We start from the raw sequence: 17,507 nt of genomic DNA on the forward strand, positions 1-17,507 counted from the left end.
TTTAAGGGTCGCCGGAGCATCAGGATCGCTCAAAGACGCTTGGGCTCGCGGATCGTCCGCTCGTTTTCGACATTGCCGGTATTGAGCGTCGTATTGCGCTCGAACAGCACGACTTCGCAGGTCGGCTCGGCGACCGGACAATGTTCTACCCCATGCGGAACAATGATGTATTCGCCCGGCCCGAGCACGACGTCACCGCCGTTTTCCTCGCGCAGCTTCATGCGCAGCGTGCCTTTGACGACCAGGAAGAGCTCGTCCTCCTCTTCATGATGGTGCCAATGGAAGGCGCCCTCCAGCTTCGTGAGCTTCACCTGGAAATCGTTGATATCGCCGCCGACGCGCGGACTCCATGTCTCATCGAAGGCTGCAAAGGCTTTGGTAAGATTGACCTTTTTCAGTGCGACCATGTGTTTCCTCTCCTGATCCGACTGTGCTGACGTTGAAGTAATATCGGATTGAGTGCCACTGATCGCAACGGCGGCGTTGCCGAATATCGCCGGTTGCCATCGGCATATCGAATTCTTCGAAGATTTCAGCCGAAACTTTCCGGGTAGTGGATGGTCGGGAGCGGCACTACATGCTGTCTCAACATTATCATTTCGACACATGACAGGAAAAATCATGACGACAAACAATGTCGAATTCGGCCTGGATACTTTCGGCGACGTGACCTTTGACGACAAGGGCACGCCGCTGCCGCATGCGCAGGTGCTGCGCAATGTCGTCGAGGAAGGCGTCCTTGCCGATCAGCTCGGCATCGACTTCTTCGGCATAGGCGAGCATCACCGCGAGGATTTCGCCGTCTCCTCGCCCGAGACGATCCTGGCCGCCATCGCCAGCCGCACATCAAAAATCCATCTGGGATCCGCCGTTACCGTGCTGAGCTCGGACGATCCGATCCGCGTATTTCAGCGCTTCTCCAGCCTGAACGCGGTTTCGAACGGCCGCGCCGAGGTCATTCTCGGCCGTGGCTCGTTTACGGAGTCCTTTCCACTGTTCGGTTTCGAGCTGTCGCAATACGAGCAGCTCTTCGAGGAAAAGCTCGATCTATTCGCGGCTCTCCTTAAAAACGAGCCTGTGAACTGGGAGGGCAGCATCCGCCCGCCGCTGCGCAACCAGAAGGTCTTCCCGACCATCGAAAGCGGCCAGCTGAAGACCTGGATCGGCGTCGGCGGCAGCCCGGAATCGGTGGTGCGTGCCGCGCACTACGATCTGCCGCTGATGCTGGCGATCATTGGCGGAAGCCCCTATCGCTTCCAGCCCTATGTCGACCTCTATCACCGCGCCTTCGAACAGCTCGGCAAGCCCGTGCGGCCCATCGGCATCCACTCACCGGGCTATATCGCCGAAACGGACGAACAGGCCCGCGAGGAGCTGTGGCCCTGCTTCAAGGCAATGCGCGACCGCATCGGCCGCGAGCGCGGCTGGCCGCCCATGACGCGCGCGGAATTCGACAACGAGATCGAAAAGGGTTCGCTCTATGTCGGCTCGCCGGAAACGGTCGCGACCAAGCTTGCTCCAGTGGTCAAGACACTCGGCATCAGCCGCTTCCAGCTGAAATACAGCGCCGGCGCGCTCGGCCACGAGAAGATGCTGCGTTGTATCGAACTCTACGGCCAGAAGGTGATCCCGGCGGTGCGCGCGGCATTGGCGGCATAGTCACAGCAAGCTCTCGCGCTTGCCTTTCAACGTGATCAAAAAGGGCGCTTCGCAATACAGCGAAGCGCCCTTTGTTTTGTGCTGTCATTCTTTTGCAGCAAATGCTACAGATAATGAAATTGGTAGCATTCACTACGAAAGGCATCCCCGATGGCAGAAACGACGCAGAAACCTCGCGCTTTCGAAGACCGCGTTCTCGATGTGATCGAAACGCTGGCACCGGCCGAGCAACGCATCGCGCGTTTCTTCGTCGATCAGAAGCAGGCCGCACTGTTGAATTCGGCCGCTCAGATCGCGCAGCTCGCCGGCACCAGCGACGCGACGGTCGTCCGCACGGCGCGCAACCTCGGCTTCGAAAGCCTGTCGACGTTGCGGGCCGCGCTGCTTGAGGAGCTGACCGGAGCACCATCACCCGGAATGCGGATGCAACGCACGCTGGCTGAAACGGGCAGCCAGGCCGGCGATGTGCTTCACCATGTCATCGGTATGCACGAGCAGGCTTTGGATGTTCTGCGGCGCGAGGAATTTGCCGTAAGTTTCGAGCGCTGTGTCGATATTCTTGCCAAGGCAGCCCGACGTCATGTCTTCGGCATCGGCCCCTCGGGCGCCATGGCGGATTATGCCAGCCTGCAGTTCAACCGCATCGGCCTGCCGAGCAGCGCGCTCTCGGCATCTGGCATAGCGCTTGCGGATCGCATGCTCTGGATCGGCAAAGGTGATGCGGTACTGGTTATGGCCTATGCGCCACTCTATCGTGAAGTCGAAGTGCTTCTCGACCATGCGGGCAAACATGGCGTTCCGGTCATCCTCATCAGCGACGATCTCGGCCCGCTCACGACCGACAAGGTGGCCGAAGTCCTGCCCGTGCCGCGCGGCAACGCCGGTCACCTCGCCATGCATGCCGGCACGCTGGTTCTGATCGAATCCTTGATCGTCGCGCTTGCCGCGAAGGCCAAGGATTCCGCCATCAATAGCCTCGATCAGCTCAGCCAGCTGCGCGGTGCCATCGACAAGACATGGAGCAAGCGCGGCACGAGGAAACGCAAGTGAACGACGGCGAAGTGCAGCGCGCACGCAATATCGGCATATGACCAAGCCTCGGCTCATCCAAGACATGAAGAATAATCGTCCGGAAAATACCATTCGCATTCAACGCCCTAACCGTCATTCGGGAATCAATTCATGAACAGCCTCACGCCCATTCTTTCCACCGTGACGGCATCTTTCCTCGGCTCGTTTGTCGAAGTCGTGGAAGCCTTCACCATCGTTCTTGCCGTCGGCATCACGCGAAGCTGGCGCCCGGCCCTCACGGGTGCTGCGCTTGCGCTTGCCGTGCTGGCGGCCCTCGTTCTCATCTTCGGACCGCTGCTGGCGCTGATACCGATCGAAATCCTGCAGTTCGTCGTCGGCGTTCTCCTCATCCTGTTCGGCATGCGCTGGCTGCGCAAAGCCATCCTCCGGTCGCTCGGCGTCATCGCCCTGCACGACGAGGAAGCGGCCTTCTCGAAGGAGACGGCCGCCTTGCAGGCGCAGTCCACCGACCGCCGGGCCGATTATCTCGCCGGCCTTGCCGCCTTCAAGGCGGTGCTGCTCGAAGGTGTCGAAGTGGTCTTCATCGTGATTGCCGTCGGCGGTGCCCATGGCCTGACGCTCTATGCCGGTCTCGGCGCCCTTGCCGCCTTCGTGCTGGTCATGCTGATCGGGCTGCTGGTCCATCGCCCACTCGCCACCGTGCCCGAAAACACACTCAAATTCGTCGTCGGCCTGATGCTGACAAGCTTCGGCATCTTCTGGACCGGTGAAGGCATCGGCGCGCACTGGCCGGGCGAGGACCTCGCACTGATCGCCATCTTCGCGATCGTCTCGCTCGCCTCCTACGCCATCATCCGCGCCATGCGCGGCAACCCAACAGCAAAGGCAGCCCAATGACCGTCCTGCGCATCGCCCTCTCCGAGCTTATCGGCATGTTCATCGATGATGGCAGTCTCGCCACGCTCTGCCTCATCCTCATTCTCGTCATTGCCGGAGCGGTGGAGTTTCTCGCCTTGCCACCGCTCGCAGGTGGCCTTCTCCTGCTGATCGGCTGCCTCGCCATTCTGCTCTACAGTGTCCGCCGCGCCGTGAAACGATGAGATTCACAACTCTCTGCAAGAGCTTGGATTTGCAGAGGGTTGTCGCGACACTTACTGAACAGCCTTAACTCTCGACAGAACCCTTCGCAGATGCGAAGAATTTCGCACGCGAGAGCGCCGTGCGTCCGTACGGACGCACAATGGACGCTCTCAATGTTTGAATCTGCGCATCAGGCTTTCCGAAAGGCGATCCCGATTTTCAGGCCGATGCTGTAGCGAAAAGGAGAAACGGCATGAGCAGCGCCTATCCCGAAGTCTATCTGGTACGCCACGGACAGACGGAGTGGAGCCTCTCCGGCAGGCATACCGGCCGGACCGATATTCCCCTGACCGCTGCAGGCGAGGAAGCCGCCCGCAAACTCGCGGGCCGCCTACCCCTCATCGATTTCGCCGCCGTCTGGTCGAGCCCCTCGCAGCGCGCGCAAAACACCTGCGCGCTGGCTGGCTTCGGCGACCGCCGCGTCGTCAAGGACGATTTGGCGGAGTGGGATTATGGCGCCTATGAGGGCATCACCACGAAGGCGATCCTTGCCGAACGCCCCGGCTGGCAGGTCTTTCGCGACGGCTGCCCGAACGGCGAATATGCCGCCGATGTCGGCGCGCGTGCCGACCGGATCATCGGCGAACTTCGCGGCATCGACGGCTCCGTCCTGATCTTCTCCAGCGCCCATTTCCTGCGCGTCTTCGCCGCCCGCTGGGTCGGCCTGCCGCCGGAAGGTGGCGCGCATCTGGTTCTCGATACCACGAGCATCAGCGTGCTTGGTTATGAGCACGACCTGACCGAGCCGGTCATCCGCCGCTGGAACGAAATCTGACGGCCGCGCACTGATCCTCGCATCGGCATAACCGAATCGAGCGGCCACAAGCCGCTCGATATTTTTTGAGAGGTTAGTTGCGGTCGCTCACCAGCGCTTGAGACCCAGCAGCTTTTCACCGAGCGGCGTGAGTTTGGCCGTCGTGGCGTTGTGCTTTTCCCATTCACGGGGATCGCCAGGAAAGGCGTCGCGCTTCGGAGAGTCTAGCTCCCGCCATAGGCGGATACGTTCCTCGCGCTCGCCGACATTGTCGTATTCGGCGGGATGCATGGAGATATATTGCGCCATGCGAACGCGGTTATCCGAATGGTTGGGGCGGACGCCATGCGCCAGCAGCGAATTGAAGATCATTAGATCACCCGGCTCCATATCGATATTGACGACCGAGAGGCCGGTCATGTCGGGATGCATGGGATCGCGATCGGCCGGCTGCGTCTTTTCCCATTCCTCGAAATGCTCGAAGAGCTCCGGCACGCACTGGAATCCGCCGACGTCGCCGTCCTGCTTCTTCAGGCTCAAAACACCCTGGACGCCGATCGGCAGCGGACGGATCGAGGTGTCGACATCCCAATGAATGAAGCCATTTGGGTTGCCCTTCACCTTCTTCGGCGGATTGAGATTGGCGCGATCGATCGTGACCCAGAGATCCTCCCGATCCCAGATGTCGACGAAGACATCATAGATCCGCTTCTCCATCCGGTTGTCCCAGAGGTATTGGTGATTGTAGATCTCCAGCATGCCGGTATTGTTGAGCTCCTTCATCTTGTGCTCGCGCCGCTGCGGCGCATACCAGGTGGAGGGATCGTTCGGGTCCTTCTCGTCAAAACGCCACAAAAGGTCGACAAGCCGCTCGACATTCGCTGCCGGCACAGCCTGCCGCACGATCACATAGCCTTTCGTGATCCAATGCTGCCAATCTTCCTTCGACAGCACCCTGAGCGGCAATGTCTTCTGGATATCCTTCAATTGCGTTGTGACTGCTGACGCGGTCGGGTGCGCGTCTCGTTTCAAGGCAGGCTGCATAAGTTTCCTCCATCTCGCTGGCCCCTTTGGTTTCGGGTGACGGGGGAAGTTGTAGCTCTAACCAGAGTTTCCATGTTGCCCACCTTTGGCTAATTCTGTTACTATTCTGGCATCAATGATGTTGCGGACGCCCCATGAGGCCCTATCTCGAAGTTCTGCCCCGTTCGCCGGAAGCCTCCTGGAGCATGCTCAACCGCAGGCTTGACGACTGCATTCCGTTCCAGTGGCATCACCATCCGGAATTCGAGCTGACGCTGACGCTGAATTCCATCGGCCAGCGCTTCATCGGCGATCACAGTGGCGACTATGGTGACGGCGATCTCGTTCTCGTCGGCCCCAACCTGCCGCATAGCTGGGTTTCGCGCGCCAAGATCGAGGAAGAAAAGCCGCATATTGCCTTGGTTCTCTGGTTCAATCGCGACTGGCTGTTGCAGATAACAGGCGGCGCCGTCGAATTCCGATCCATCGAAGCGATGCTGCAGCGTGGAGACAACGGCCTTCGCTTTTCGCAGACGACCTCGGCCGCCGTCCGCTCCTCGTTCGAAACCATTTTCGAAAAGCCACCCGTCGAGCGCCTTCTGGCTTTGCTCGGCATTCTGGTGAGGGTCGCGGAGGATCGGCAGGCGACGCCGCTCGCAAGCGCGCCGGCGCAAGCACCGGATCTCAAGGAAAGCCGCGAGCGCATCGACCGCGTGCTGACGCATATGCATCTTCACTATGCCCGTGCGATCAGCCTCGATGAGCTGGCCGATATCGCGGCACTCAGCGTCTCCGGTCTGCACCGCATGTTTCGCCGCCATACCGGCGGAACGATATCGGACTATCTCATGCGCATGCGTATCGGCGACGCCTGCGCTCGCCTCTCCTCTACCGACCAGGCGATCCATCATATCAGCGATGCCGTCGGCTATCTCTCGCTTGCCAATTTCAACAGGCAATTCAGGGTGCTGAAAGGCATGACACCGCGCGAATATCGGGCAATGTTCCTCAGGCGTTGACGAGCATCGTCGCAAGCAGCCTGGCAATACTTGCCGCTGCAGCATCCGCGGCCTGAGCCTCCACGCGCGCGATACCAAGCAGCAGCCCGGGTCGAGCAGGTCCCAGATACAGCGCCGATATCGGCCGCACGGCGAAACCGTTGGAGTTAATTGCGCGCGCGAGGGCGACATCATCGGTCTTTCCGTCGTGGAACCAGCTGGCCAGCTGCAACCCGCCGCCACCCACTCCAACCTCCAGCCAATCGCCGCAATGGCGACGAAGCGCCTCAACGGTTGCTGCCATGCGCTCCGCATAAATGGCGTTCATCTGCCTCAGATGAGCACGAAACCGCCCCTCACGCATGAAATCGGCCAAAGCCGCCTGCATATGAACGGGCACGACGGCGCCTCTCAGCCGCTGCGCCGCTTCCGTCGCCGCCAGAAGCCGCGAGGGAATGACGGCGTAAGCGACGCGCAGACCGGGCGCGAGAGTCTTCGAAAAGGTGCCGATATAGGCGACCACTTCACCGTGATCGATGCCCTGCAGGGCGGCGATCGAGCGCGACGCATATTGGAACTCGCTGTCATAGTCGTCTTCCAGCACGATCGCGCCATTGGCGCGGGCAAATTCCAGCAAGGCGAGACGACGCTGCAGGCTCATGGTCACGCCGGTCGGATATTGATGCGAGGGCGTGACATAGATCAGGCGCGGCGGTGGCCCGGCCCCTTGCGCGATATCGACACCCTCGGCGTCGCAAGACACCGGCACGAGGCTGGCGCCGGCCATCCGCAGGATCGCCTGCGCGCTGGCATAGCCGGGGTCCTCCATCCAGGCGATGTCACCCCGATGATCCGGCTGAAGCAATACGCTCGCTAGCAGCCCGATTGCAGCCCCCGTCGACGGCACGATCACGATCTGCTCAGGCCGGGCGACCACGCCACGCGTCGCCGAGATGTGTTCGAGGATCGCCTCGCGCAACTCGCGAATGCCGCCATGATCGCTGTAGCCGAGATCATGCACCCGCAGCGATCGACCCCGAGCACCAAGACAGCGCGCCCAGGCGGCATGGGGAAAGGTCGAGACATCGGGCACTCCCGGCTCGAACAATCCTCCCCTTTTGAATTCCGTAACGCGCGGCAGATTTGGCGGCGGTGGTACGGCCTGCCCCGACAATGGCGTCATCGGGAATGCCGCGACGCGTGTCGCCGCGCCAGATGTCGAGTGAAGATAGCCTTCCGCCTTGAGCCGATCATAGGCGTTGACCACGGTCGAGCGCGCAACGCCGAACGAGACGGCCATTACCCGCGTCGACGGCACGCGCTGCCCTGCCGGCATCTGCCCGCGCAGGATACGATCGCGCATCAGGCGGTAGACTTGCCCCTCCAGATCGCCCGAAGACCGGTCCAGTGCTGGCCACTGCGCCACCGATGTCATGAAACCTCAACTGGTCTGCTAAAAATCAAAAAACTGGCTGTTTATAGCCTACCTCTTTGCTGGCAGAGATCAACGCCCGATCTGTGAGGAAGACATGGCCGATCACTATCCGCCTGATACCAGCAACTACCCGACCACCGAGCGCACCCGCGTGCGGCGCAGCCCGAAGCGCGGCAGCCACGCCCATGCCGATGTCCACGCCATTCTGGATGCCTCCCCGCTCTGTCACGTCGGCTATGTCATTAACGGCGCGCCCTATGTAACGCCGACCCTGCATTGGCGCGAGGGCGACCACGTCTATTGGCACGGCTCGTCTGCCAGCCGCTTCCTGCGCGCCGCCGAAGACATGCCGGTCTGTCTGACCTGCAGCATCATCGATGGCTATGTGCTCGCCCGCTCGGCCTTCAACCATTCGGTCAACTATCGCTCAGCCATGGTCTTCGGAACGGCCCGTCTCGTCGATGATATCGAGGAAAAGACCGATGCACTGCGCCGCCTGATCGAAGACCTGTTTCCCGGCCGCTGGGATAGCCTCAGGCCAATGACCAAGCAGGAGGTCAAGGCGACTTCGGTCATGCGGATGAAAATCGACGAGGCCTCCGCCAAGATCCGCAATGGGCCGCCGGGCGATATGGACGAAGCGGATCATCCCGTCTGGGCTGGCGTTCTGCCCATCGAAAGCCGCCTGGTATCACCACAGCCCGCTCCCGGCTTGCGCGATGGAATGGAACTGCCACAATCCCTTGCGGACCTGATACAATCCGGCCGGCTTCGCTGAACTACATTTGATGACCAAAGGATTTTGATATGGATCTGACGAACTGGAAGGGCGTCGCCCGCCCCGAGCGCATCACCCTTGAAGGCCGCTACACCCGGATCGAGCCGCTCGACGCGGCCCGTCATGGCGACGATCTCCTTGCCTCGGCCCGCGCACCCGGCGCGGAAGATCGCTTTCGCTATCTTTTCGAGGATGCCCCGGCCGATCGCGCCGCCTTTTCGCCCTGGCTCGAGAAAGCCGTATCCAGCGCCGATCCGCTCTTCTTCGCGACGATCGACAAGCGGACCGGACGCGCCGAGGGCCGGCAGGCATTGATGCGCATCGACAACGTGCATGGCGTCATCGAAATCGGCAGCATCCTGTGGGGACCTGCCATTGCCCGCAGCCGCGTGACGACCGAAACGCTCTATCTGTTCGCATCCTACGTCTTCGACACGCTCGGCTATCGCCGCTTTGAATGGAAATGCAACAATCTCAATGAACCTTCGAAGCGGGCAGCCGAGCGTTTCGGCTTCGTTTACGAAGGCATTTTCCGACAGCACATGGTCGCCAAGGGCCAGAACCGCGACACCGCCTGGTTCGCCATGATCGACGCCGACTGGCCGCGCCTTAAGGCCGGCTACGAGCGCTGGCTGAGCCCGGAGAATTTCGACGAGGCTGGCCAGCAGAAGACGAAATTGACATTCGGCTAGGCACAGTCCTGCAGCTTCGGCCTAAAGCAGCTTTCGGAAGTAGACCACGCGCCTGGTTTCGACGAAACCGAGCGCGGCATGAAAGGCGTGGCTCGCAAGATTGCCGATCAGTGCATCCGAGGCAAACTCAGTGCAGCCAGCCTCCCGCCCCCATGCGGCGACAGCCTGGCAAAGCGCCCGCGCCGCCCCTCCGCGCCGATCTTCGGGACGCACATAGATGCCCTCCAGGAACAAGACCGACGAAGTCTCGCAGCCATTGACGTAATCGTGCCGCAATGTCGCTTCGGCAAAACCGACGACATGACCGGCAGAATCGATCGTGACAAACGCAGAAGCATTTTCATGAGCGCGAAATTGCGCCAGTTCCGCCCGATGATGTTCGAGCGAACTATGGGGCCAAAGTTCGAAGCGCAACCGCGCCCACGCCTCCAGATGTTCGTCTGCCGCCTGCTCTATGCGCATGTCTCGATCTCCTATCCAACTGCCTGTTGCCGGCCAACGGAAAAATTTCGCTTTCGACTCCACAATCATCGCGCTACATATCGCGCATATTCACGCGCTATTTCGCCGATCAGAATCTGAGGATGATGGAATGACATTTCAAAGCAGTTCGCGTCTTTACGCTGCTGTTTCCTCCCTGTTGTGGCCAGCCATCCTATGCGGTGGACTAACGGGAGCCTATTTCGCCTTCCGGTCGGATATGCATCTTCTCTGGTTCAATGTCGTCTATCTTTCGACGGTAGCCATCATCGCCCTCTTCGAGCGGTTGATGCCTTACGAGAAGACTTGGCAGAAGCGCGATGGCGAGACCTTCAACGATATCGCCCATACGCTACTAAGCAAGGGCGGCGTGCAGATCGCCGCTGCGATCGGGACCTCCTTCCCGATGGCCGTCGCGACGGTCGCGCAGCCGGCGCTCAGCTACCATTCGCATTTCTGGCCGGATCAATGGCCTATGGCCTTCCAGGTGGTGCTCGGCCTCGTAATTGCGGAGTTCGGTCTCTATATGGCGCACCGCCTGGCGCATGAGCATCTGTCGCTGTGGCGCTTCCATGCCCTTCATCACAGCGTCGAGCGTCTTTGGGTCATCAACACCGGCCGTTTCCACTTCATCGATACGCTCTTCAAGATCGCGCTCGGCCAGATCCCGCTTTATTTGCTCGGTGCGCCGTTACCGATCTTCCTCTGGATCGGCGCGGTCACGGCCTTCATCGGCCTCTTGACGCATTGCAATGTCGATATGCGCACCGGCCCGCTCGATCTCATATTCTCGACTCCCCGCCTGCATCGCTGGCATCATTCCAAGGTGCTTGCTGAAGGCAATACGAATTATGGGGAAAACCTCGTGATCTGGGATCAGCTTCTCGGCACCTTCCATAACCCGCCGCGTCCCTCCTCCACGGATATCGGCATCACCGGCAAGGTCGCCAAGGGCTTCCTCGCTCAACTCGCGCAACCCTTCTCCCGGAAAGGCCGCAAGGAGATCATCGGCAAGAAGCCGAAGGAATTGATCCTTCAGGAAGAACAGGCCGCAAAGGCCGCTGCGGCAAGGCGGAACGCCAACGCTAGGATCCGCAAATCAGGCTAGGATCGCTTTCGATAAACGTGCCAATCGCGCGGCGCGCCGACGGTGCGTTTACGGGCGCGTGGCCACGGATAGAAACATCGCGAAAATTTGCAGCCTGATAATTCACTTATTTCCGTTTCAAACCGAGAAAATATTGTCATTTAACGTGTATTGAAAAAGGCAGCCTAGGGGTCTACCTAGGTCCCTCCAGCGGTTTTAGACGAAAGATTAGGAAAATCATTGAGATGGAAGGGAGGTTTACAACAGAATACCTCAAGCAACTTCACAGAATATTTTTCGTTTCCAGAGAAATAGACCGTCTTGAGCGAGAATTCATCAAGCAGGGCATAGCACATTTCCATGTTTCCGGCGCCGGACACGAGTCCACGGCGCTTCTCAACGAATTCCTTCAGGACGACGACTGGCTGCATCTGCATTATCGCGACAAAGCCCTCATGCTGGCACGCGGCATGCCCATTCGTGAGTTCTTCTCCAGCCTGCTTGCGACAGCCAATTCCCATTCCGCCGGCCGGCAGATGAGCGCGCATCTTTCCTCCCGCGCCCTCAATATCACATCGATCGTCGGACCGGTCGGCAACAATGCTCTGCATGCCGTTGGCGTCGCAGCATCCCTGAAGCACAAGCCGGGAATGCCGATCGCCATCTGTTGCGTTGGCGACGGCACCACGCAGCAGGGCGAATTCCTCGAAGCCGTGGCCGAAGCCGTGCGCAGCCAATATCCTGTCGTCTTCATCATCGAGGACAACAGCTTCTCCATCTCGACACGCACAGGCAAGCAGACCTTCTTCGATCTGCCCGCCGGCCCCGCCTCCTCTTTCTACGGCATCGATATCATCCGCACGGATGGCGACGATCTCACCGCATCGCGCGACGCCTTCCACAAGGCCGTGCGCCATAGCCGCAACAACCGCACGCCCAGCATCGTGCTTTTGAACGTCGAGCGCCTCTCCGATCATACCAACGCCGACGATCAGAAGACCTATCGCACCCTGCTCGAAATCGAGGCAGGCTCTTCGCGCGATCCGCTGCCGAACCTGCGGGCAATGCTGCACAAAGCCGGTGTCGACGCCGATGCGCTACAGAAGATCGAACAGGAACTGATTGCGGAAGTGCAGGCGGAAGCCGCCCTTGCCCGCAAGGAAGACGCTCCAAAGGTGGAGCCGGAAGCTAAGGCTCCCTACCCCGCATCGTTCAATGGCAAGGCGGAATATCGCGGCAACGAGAACGCATCGACACTGACGATGCGCGAGGCGCTGAATGTCGTTCTCGACAAGCAGCTGGCCGCAAATCCCGACATCGTCCTGTTCGGCCAGGATATCGAGGATCCGAAGGGCGACGTTTTCGGCGTCACTCGCGGCCTCAGCACGAAATATCCCGACCGTGTGCGCAACGCCGCCCTCACCGAATCGACAATCGTCGGCACTGCCGTCGGCCGAGCATTGGCCGGCCAGCGCCCGGTCGCCTTCCTGCAGTTCGCAGATTTCCTGCCGCTTGCCTATAACCAGATCGTCTCGGAAATGGGCAGCATGTTCTGGCGCAGCAATGGCGCCTGGGAAGCACCCGTCATCCTGATGGTGAGCTGCGGCGGCTACAAGCCCGGCCTCGGCCCCTTCCACGCCCAGAGCTTCGAGGGAATGCTGGCGCATACGCCCGGCATTGATGTCGTCATGCCCTCCAGCGCCGGCGATGCTGCCGGTCTGCTGAATGCCGCCTTCGAGTCGCGACGTCCGACGGTCTTCCTCTATCCGAAGGCCGTACTCAACAATTCCGACGGCCGCACCTCCGAGGATCTGCACAAGCATTTCGTCCATCCCGGCCTGTCGCGCCATGTTACCCGCGGTCGCGACATTACCCTCGTCAGCTACGGCAACACCGTTTCGCTCTGCGCCAATGCCGCAAGCGCTTTCGAGGCTCAGGGCTTCTCCGTCGAGGTGATCGATCTGCGCTCGATCTCGCCCTGGGACGAGAAGGAAGTGTTGGCGAGCGCGCGGCGCACCCGCCGCCTGATCGTCGTGCATGAAGACAACCGCACTGTCGGCATGGGTGCGGAAATCATCGCGACCGTCACCGAAAAGACCGATGTCCCGGTCGTCGTGCGCCGGCTTGCCCGCTCGGACGCTCACATTCCCTTCAATTTCCGCAATCAGCTCGAGACCCTGCCCTCCTATCGCAAGCTGGTGGACCTGATGGCAGAGGTCCTCGAATGCGAGGTCACCTGGCACGAAGAGGATGACAGCGGCCCGACGGCAGCGATCAAGGCGATCGGCTCCGGCCCCGCCGACGAGAACGTCCTCGTGACCGATATGCTCGTCAAGCCCGGCGACAAGATCGAAGTCGGCCAGCTGGTGGCCGTCGTCGAGGCGACGAAAGCCTCGGTCGAAATCTGCGCCAATATCGGCGGCGTCGTGCAGGAAGTCTTCGCCAAGATCGGCGACCAGATCGCCACGGACAGCCCGCTTCTGACCGTCGATGCCAATCGCGATCTGAGCGAGCAGAATTTCGCGCTCGCCTCTGAAATCCAAAATAAATTCGTGCTGCGGCGGCTGAAATCGCATGTCATCCCGGCGCTGCGCCGCCATACCGGTAGCTTCTCGGAAGTCGTCATCAACGGCATTGGCATCGCGACCGGTGCCCGCCGCGTCACCAACGAAGAAATCATCCACAATTGGCCGAACCGCCGGGCCGACGAAATCCTCGCGCTGACGGGCATCAAGAGCCGCTTCTGGATCGGACCCGACGAAGGCACGTTGAGCCTTGCCACCAAGGCGGCGCGCGATCTCCTCAGGCAGAACCAGATGTCGATCCACGATGTCGATCTGGTGATCGCCGCCACCGGCACGCCTGACATCGCCACGCCATCGCTCGCAAGCCGCGTCGCGGTTGCCGTCGCCGAAGACGGTGTGCGGCCGTCGCTCGCAGCCTATGACATGGGTGCCGCCTGCTCCGGCTATCTCTACGCCCTGCAGCAAGCCTATGATTTCATTGCCCAGCAGAACGACGCCAAGGTGCTCATCATCACTTCGGAAGTCCTGTCGCCGCTGCTCGACATGAATGATTTCTCCACCGCGATCCTCTTCGGCGACGCCGCGACCGCCAGCCTCGTGACCAGCCGCGACATGGCACGCAACCCGCTCTTCACCGCAAGCCGCCCGATCGTCAGCGGCCGGCCGGAACCGGGGGACCTGCTCTATGTTCCGCTGCCGGACGACGGCGTCATTGCCATGAACGGCCGCTCGGTCTTCACCGAAGCCGTACATTCGATGACCCGCTCGATCGAAAACGCCTGCGTCGATGCAGGCATCGAGCTTGCCAACCTCGATCTTCTGGTGCCGCACCAGGCCAACCAGCGCATCATCGATACGATCGCCAAGCGCAGCGGCCGCCCGGCCCTCAGCGTCATTGAAACCTATGGCAACACCAGCTCGTCAAGCATTCCGCTTGCCATGCTGCATGTCGCCAATGAGCGCTCCGAGCCATTGAACCTTGGGCTCGTGGCATTCGGTGGCGGCATGACGGCAGGCGCTGCAATCGTGCGAACGGTGAAATAGGCAGGGTTTCATTCTCTGAACGCCTCCCTGCGGCTGCGCGTGACTGAATAAAACAAAACCCCGGCCTCCCTCAGAGAGACCGGGGTTTATGAAGCTAAACAGTCGACGCGATCAGGGCTTCGGACGGTTTCTGAACGCCTCGGCTTCGGCGTAGAACTTCTTTTCCCATTCCTTGTGATTATCGAGACCTTCCTTGATGAAGGGCGTGAAGATCGCCAGGTTCATCAAGGCCCAGTTGACGAAACGGGCCGGGAATTTCAGCGGCTTGACGAAATCGACGAAAAGCACCACGCGGGTCTTGTCGGTGTGGTTCCAGGCTTCGTGCTCATAGGCGTCGTCGAAAATCAGCGCCTTGCCTTCCTGCCAGTGGCAAACCTGCTTGTCGACGCGGATGGCGAGCTTGTCATTCGGCTCCGGCACGATGAGGCCGAGATGCAGGCGCAGCACGCCATTATAGGGGCCGCGATGCGCGGGGAGATGCTTGCCCGGCTCGAAGATCGAGAACATCGCCGTCGTCAGCCCCGGAATCTTCTGCACGGCCGCCCAGGTATTCGGGCACGCCTTGATGTTCTGCTCGGATTTCACGCCGAAACCGAGAAGGAAGAACGTCTTCCAACGCGTATCGGTGGAAATGGTCTTCACGTCAGTAGAGATGTCCTGGAAGGTCGGCAGCTCGCTCTGGCGTAGCAGAACCTTTTCGAGCTCGGCGCGGATGGCCGGATAATCCTTCTCGATCTCGGCCGCCCAGGGGAAAGTCGCGGTGTCATAGACCGGCGGATTGCCGAGCTTGGCATATTTCAGGTTGAGGCTTTCGGCCCAGGCAACGATGCCCATGAAAAAGCGGGTCATGGCGCTCGGGCGGTCCATCGGCGCAATGCCGGCGGTGCCGAAGGTCTGTTCCGGAGCAGGAGATTGGTTGGAAGTGGGAGCAGGTGCGCTCAAGGGACTCTCCGTCATGTCTGTCTTTTGGGCGGTGCGGTCCGGGAGGAAGTTGTCCGGGGAATCCGCATGCGAATCCCGGAGCGAGAACAGGCTTGTCATTGGGAATGCTTTGCCGGTGCTTATCCTGATCGACGCCCGACTCCTTGTGTTATGCTGTGATCTTAATAGGCGATTATATGAGTTGATTAGTCGAATTTCGCAAGAGAGTCCGTTCGCAACGAGCGGTGGTTTGTCGTGGAATAAATCTCCGCGATTCTCGAGAGGGATTCACCTCAGAATCGGCAAAAATGCGGCGAAATCTGCCGATCTCCAATCACTAAGCTGTTTGAGCCTGAATTATTAGCCGGACAATTGCAAGTCCTGCCATCAGAGCCTCGTTCGACAGGAAAACGGACGGCCGACATAGGCGATGGCCGGCATCCATTGGCCGCGCTCCCAGAGAGCACAACAACCTCCAACCGCCCTTGCGTCAAACCTCTTCGGTCTTGTTGGCATTTCCCCGCCGCTTCTTCACACCGTGTTCGCGAATATGGCGAATCGGCATGTCGGCTGGGATATTATCGGAAGCACTTTTGGCGATGCCGAGACGCTGGGACAGATAGATGCTGGTATGGCCGCTGCAGATATAGGCAAGGAAGCACGCGACCGCGAGGTAGACCGTGTGCGTCGCGCCGAAGAGCTCGATGCCCATGATCATGCAGGCAAGCGGCGTATTGGTCGCACCAGCAAAAACGGCGACAAAGCCCAACGCGGCAAAAAGATCGGCCGGCGCACCGAGAATGGCGGCAAGCGCATTGCCGAGCGCGGCACCGATGAAGAACAAGGGCGTCACCTCGCCGCCCTTGAAGCCGGCGCTCAGCGTTACGATGGTGAAGACTGCCTTCCAGAACCAGCTCCAGTAATCGACGCGAGCCGGATCGAAGAAGCCGAGGATCGTCGCATCGTCTGGGTTGGGCGACCAGACGCCAAGCCCAAGATATTGCCGCGTGCCGAGCAGGTAAACGAGACCGATCAAGATCGCACTGGCGATGATGGGCCGTAACGGCGCGTAGGCGCAGAACCGTTTGAACGCCGCAGACGCAGCATGAGAGAGCTCGCTGAAGCAACGTGCGGCCAAGCCGAAGATGACGCCGGCAAGTCCGACCTTGGCGAGCAGCAGCGCATCGAGGTGGAAGGTGCTGGCCGGAGTGCCGGTGAGATAGCTGATGTGGTACTGGATATGCTCGATGCCCCAGGCATGGCAGGTCCAGTCGGCCGCGATTGCCGCAGCGAGGCTCGGGATCAGCGCCTCATATTGCATCCGCCCGATCGTCAGGACTTCGAGAGCGAAGACGGCGCCGGCGATCGGTGTGCCAAAGACCGCACCGAAGCCGGCGGCGATACCCGCCATGAGGAGGATGCGGATCTCGGCGTGACTGAGCCGGAAAACTCTCGCAAAGGCGCTGGCAATGCTACCGCCAAGCTGCACCGCCGTCCCTTCGCGTCCCGCAGAACCACCGACCAGATGCGTCAGAACCGTCGAAACCAGGATGAAGGGCGCCATGCGCAGCGGCACGCCGCCGCCGGGCTCATGGATCTGATCGACGATCAGATTGTTGCCGCCCTCCGAGCCTCGGCCGAAGCGCTGGTAAACCAGCACCATCAGGAAACCGGCAACGGGCATAAGAAAGATCAGCCAGGGATGATCGAAGCGCGCGGCTGTCGCCTTGTCCAGGCTCCAGAGGAATAGCGCGCAGAGCGAACCGACGACCACAGCCATCGGCACCACGAGAACGATCCATTTGAACAGGCTACGGAATTGCTGAAAACGATGATGAAAATAGGCGGATGCGGACATCAGTTTGCCCCTCCCGCGAAGCCAGCATACGGTCTTCCGGGGACAGTGAACAAGAAACAGTGGGATAACGGTAAGATAACA

The 17,507-nt window shown here is 60.4% G+C and carries 16 protein-coding genes; 10 read left to right on the plus strand and 6 right to left on the minus strand.

Features of this window, described 5'->3' with window-relative positions:
- Window positions 1-29: 29 nt before the first annotated feature.
- Window positions 30-407 (minus strand): cupin domain-containing protein, encoded by a 378-nt coding sequence (locus FHT85_RS03755; RefSeq protein ID WP_112334855.1) that lies wholly within the window; start codon window positions 405-407, stop codon window positions 30-32.
- Window positions 408-621: 214 nt separating this feature from the next.
- On the opposite strand from FHT85_RS03755, the gene FHT85_RS03760 reads away from it, so the two are divergent.
- From FHT85_RS03760 to FHT85_RS03780, 5 genes are all read left to right on the plus strand, one after another.
- Window positions 622-1,659 carry an LLM class flavin-dependent oxidoreductase gene (locus FHT85_RS03760; protein ID WP_112411534.1) on the plus strand — a complete coding sequence of 346 codons (1,038 nt, stop codon included), beginning with the start codon at window positions 622-624 and terminating at the stop codon, window positions 1,657-1,659.
- 150 nt (window positions 1,660-1,809) lie between these two features.
- A complete protein-coding gene (locus tag FHT85_RS03765; RefSeq protein ID WP_112411533.1) occupies window positions 1,810-2,709 on the plus strand; it encodes a MurR/RpiR family transcriptional regulator in 900 nt (299 codons plus the stop codon).
- A gap of 132 nt (window positions 2,710-2,841) precedes the next feature.
- A complete protein-coding gene (locus FHT85_RS03770; RefSeq protein WP_112411532.1) occupies window positions 2,842-3,588 on the plus strand; it encodes a COG4280 domain-containing protein in 747 nt (248 codons plus the stop codon).
- On the plus strand, window positions 3,585-3,791 hold the full coding sequence (locus tag FHT85_RS03775; RefSeq protein ID WP_112334859.1) for a hypothetical protein: 207 nt from the start codon (window positions 3,585-3,587) through the stop codon (window positions 3,789-3,791). Before FHT85_RS03770 ends, FHT85_RS03775 begins: the two co-directional genes overlap by 4 nt.
- A 233-nt stretch (window positions 3,792-4,024) precedes the next feature.
- Entirely contained in the window at window positions 4,025-4,606 is a 582-nt protein-coding gene (locus FHT85_RS03780) for a histidine phosphatase family protein (RefSeq protein ID WP_112411531.1), read from the plus strand.
- 87 nt (window positions 4,607-4,693) lie between these two features.
- Here the strand turns inward: FHT85_RS03780 and FHT85_RS03785 are convergent, their stop codons facing one another.
- Complete coding sequence (locus FHT85_RS03785; protein ID WP_112411530.1) at window positions 4,694-5,629, minus strand: phytanoyl-CoA dioxygenase family protein; 936 nt, start codon at window positions 5,627-5,629, stop codon at window positions 4,694-4,696.
- Between the two features lie 134 nt (window positions 5,630-5,763).
- On the opposite strand from FHT85_RS03785, the gene FHT85_RS03790 reads away from it, so the two are divergent.
- Window positions 5,764-6,627, plus strand: a complete 864-nt coding sequence (locus FHT85_RS03790; RefSeq protein WP_112411529.1) for a helix-turn-helix domain-containing protein — start codon at window positions 5,764-5,766, stop codon at window positions 6,625-6,627.
- On the opposite strand, the gene FHT85_RS03795 is transcribed toward FHT85_RS03790, so the two are convergent.
- The gene (locus tag FHT85_RS03795; RefSeq protein WP_183773969.1) at window positions 6,617-8,041 is read right to left on the minus strand and encodes a PLP-dependent aminotransferase family protein; all 1,425 of its coding nucleotides are present in this window, start codon (window positions 8,039-8,041) and stop codon (window positions 6,617-6,619) included. The two genes, FHT85_RS03790 and FHT85_RS03795, sit on opposite strands and share 11 nt — an antisense overlap.
- Before the next feature lie 94 nt (window positions 8,042-8,135).
- On the opposite strand from FHT85_RS03795, the gene FHT85_RS03800 reads away from it, so the two are divergent.
- Window positions 8,136-8,819 carry a pyridoxamine 5'-phosphate oxidase family protein gene (locus tag FHT85_RS03800; protein WP_112411527.1) on the plus strand — a complete coding sequence of 228 codons (684 nt, stop codon included), beginning with the start codon at window positions 8,136-8,138 and terminating at the stop codon, window positions 8,817-8,819.
- A gap of 29 nt (window positions 8,820-8,848) precedes the next feature.
- A complete protein-coding gene (locus FHT85_RS03805) occupies window positions 8,849-9,511 on the plus strand; it encodes a GNAT family N-acetyltransferase (protein ID WP_112399183.1) in 663 nt (220 codons plus the stop codon).
- 21 nt (window positions 9,512-9,532) lie between these two features.
- Here FHT85_RS03805 and aac(6') read toward each other — a convergent pair whose 3' ends face one another.
- Window positions 9,533-9,973 carry an aminoglycoside 6'-N-acetyltransferase gene (gene aac(6'), locus FHT85_RS03810; RefSeq protein ID WP_112411526.1) on the minus strand — a complete coding sequence of 147 codons (441 nt, stop codon included), beginning with the start codon at window positions 9,971-9,973 and terminating at the stop codon, window positions 9,533-9,535.
- A 130-nt stretch (window positions 9,974-10,103) separates the two neighbouring features.
- On the opposite strand from aac(6'), the gene FHT85_RS03815 reads away from it, so the two are divergent.
- Both FHT85_RS03815 and FHT85_RS03820 read left to right on the plus strand, forming a co-directional pair.
- Window positions 10,104-11,099: a sterol desaturase family protein gene (locus tag FHT85_RS03815; protein ID WP_112411525.1), complete on the plus strand. Its 996-nt coding sequence runs from the start codon at window positions 10,104-10,106 to the stop codon at window positions 11,097-11,099.
- A gap of 224 nt (window positions 11,100-11,323) precedes the next feature.
- A complete protein-coding gene (locus FHT85_RS03820) occupies window positions 11,324-14,647 on the plus strand; it encodes a thiamine pyrophosphate-dependent enzyme (RefSeq protein ID WP_112411524.1) in 3,324 nt (1,107 codons plus the stop codon).
- Window positions 14,648-14,758: 111 nt separating this feature from the next.
- Here the strand turns inward: FHT85_RS03820 and FHT85_RS03825 are convergent, their stop codons facing one another.
- Together FHT85_RS03825 and FHT85_RS03830 are read right to left on the minus strand one after the other, a co-directional pair.
- A complete protein-coding gene (locus FHT85_RS03825) occupies window positions 14,759-15,604 on the minus strand; it encodes an aspartyl/asparaginyl beta-hydroxylase domain-containing protein (protein WP_112334869.1) in 846 nt (281 codons plus the stop codon).
- Window positions 15,605-16,058: 454 nt separating this feature from the next.
- Window positions 16,059-17,426 (minus strand): voltage-gated chloride channel family protein, encoded by a 1,368-nt coding sequence (locus FHT85_RS03830; RefSeq protein WP_112411523.1) that lies wholly within the window; start codon window positions 17,424-17,426, stop codon window positions 16,059-16,061.
- Window positions 17,427-17,507: the final 81 nt, after the last annotated feature.

Source organism: Rhizobium sp. BK312, from assembly GCF_014193605.1.
Taxonomy (GTDB): Bacteria; Pseudomonadota; Alphaproteobacteria; order Rhizobiales; family Rhizobiaceae; genus Rhizobium.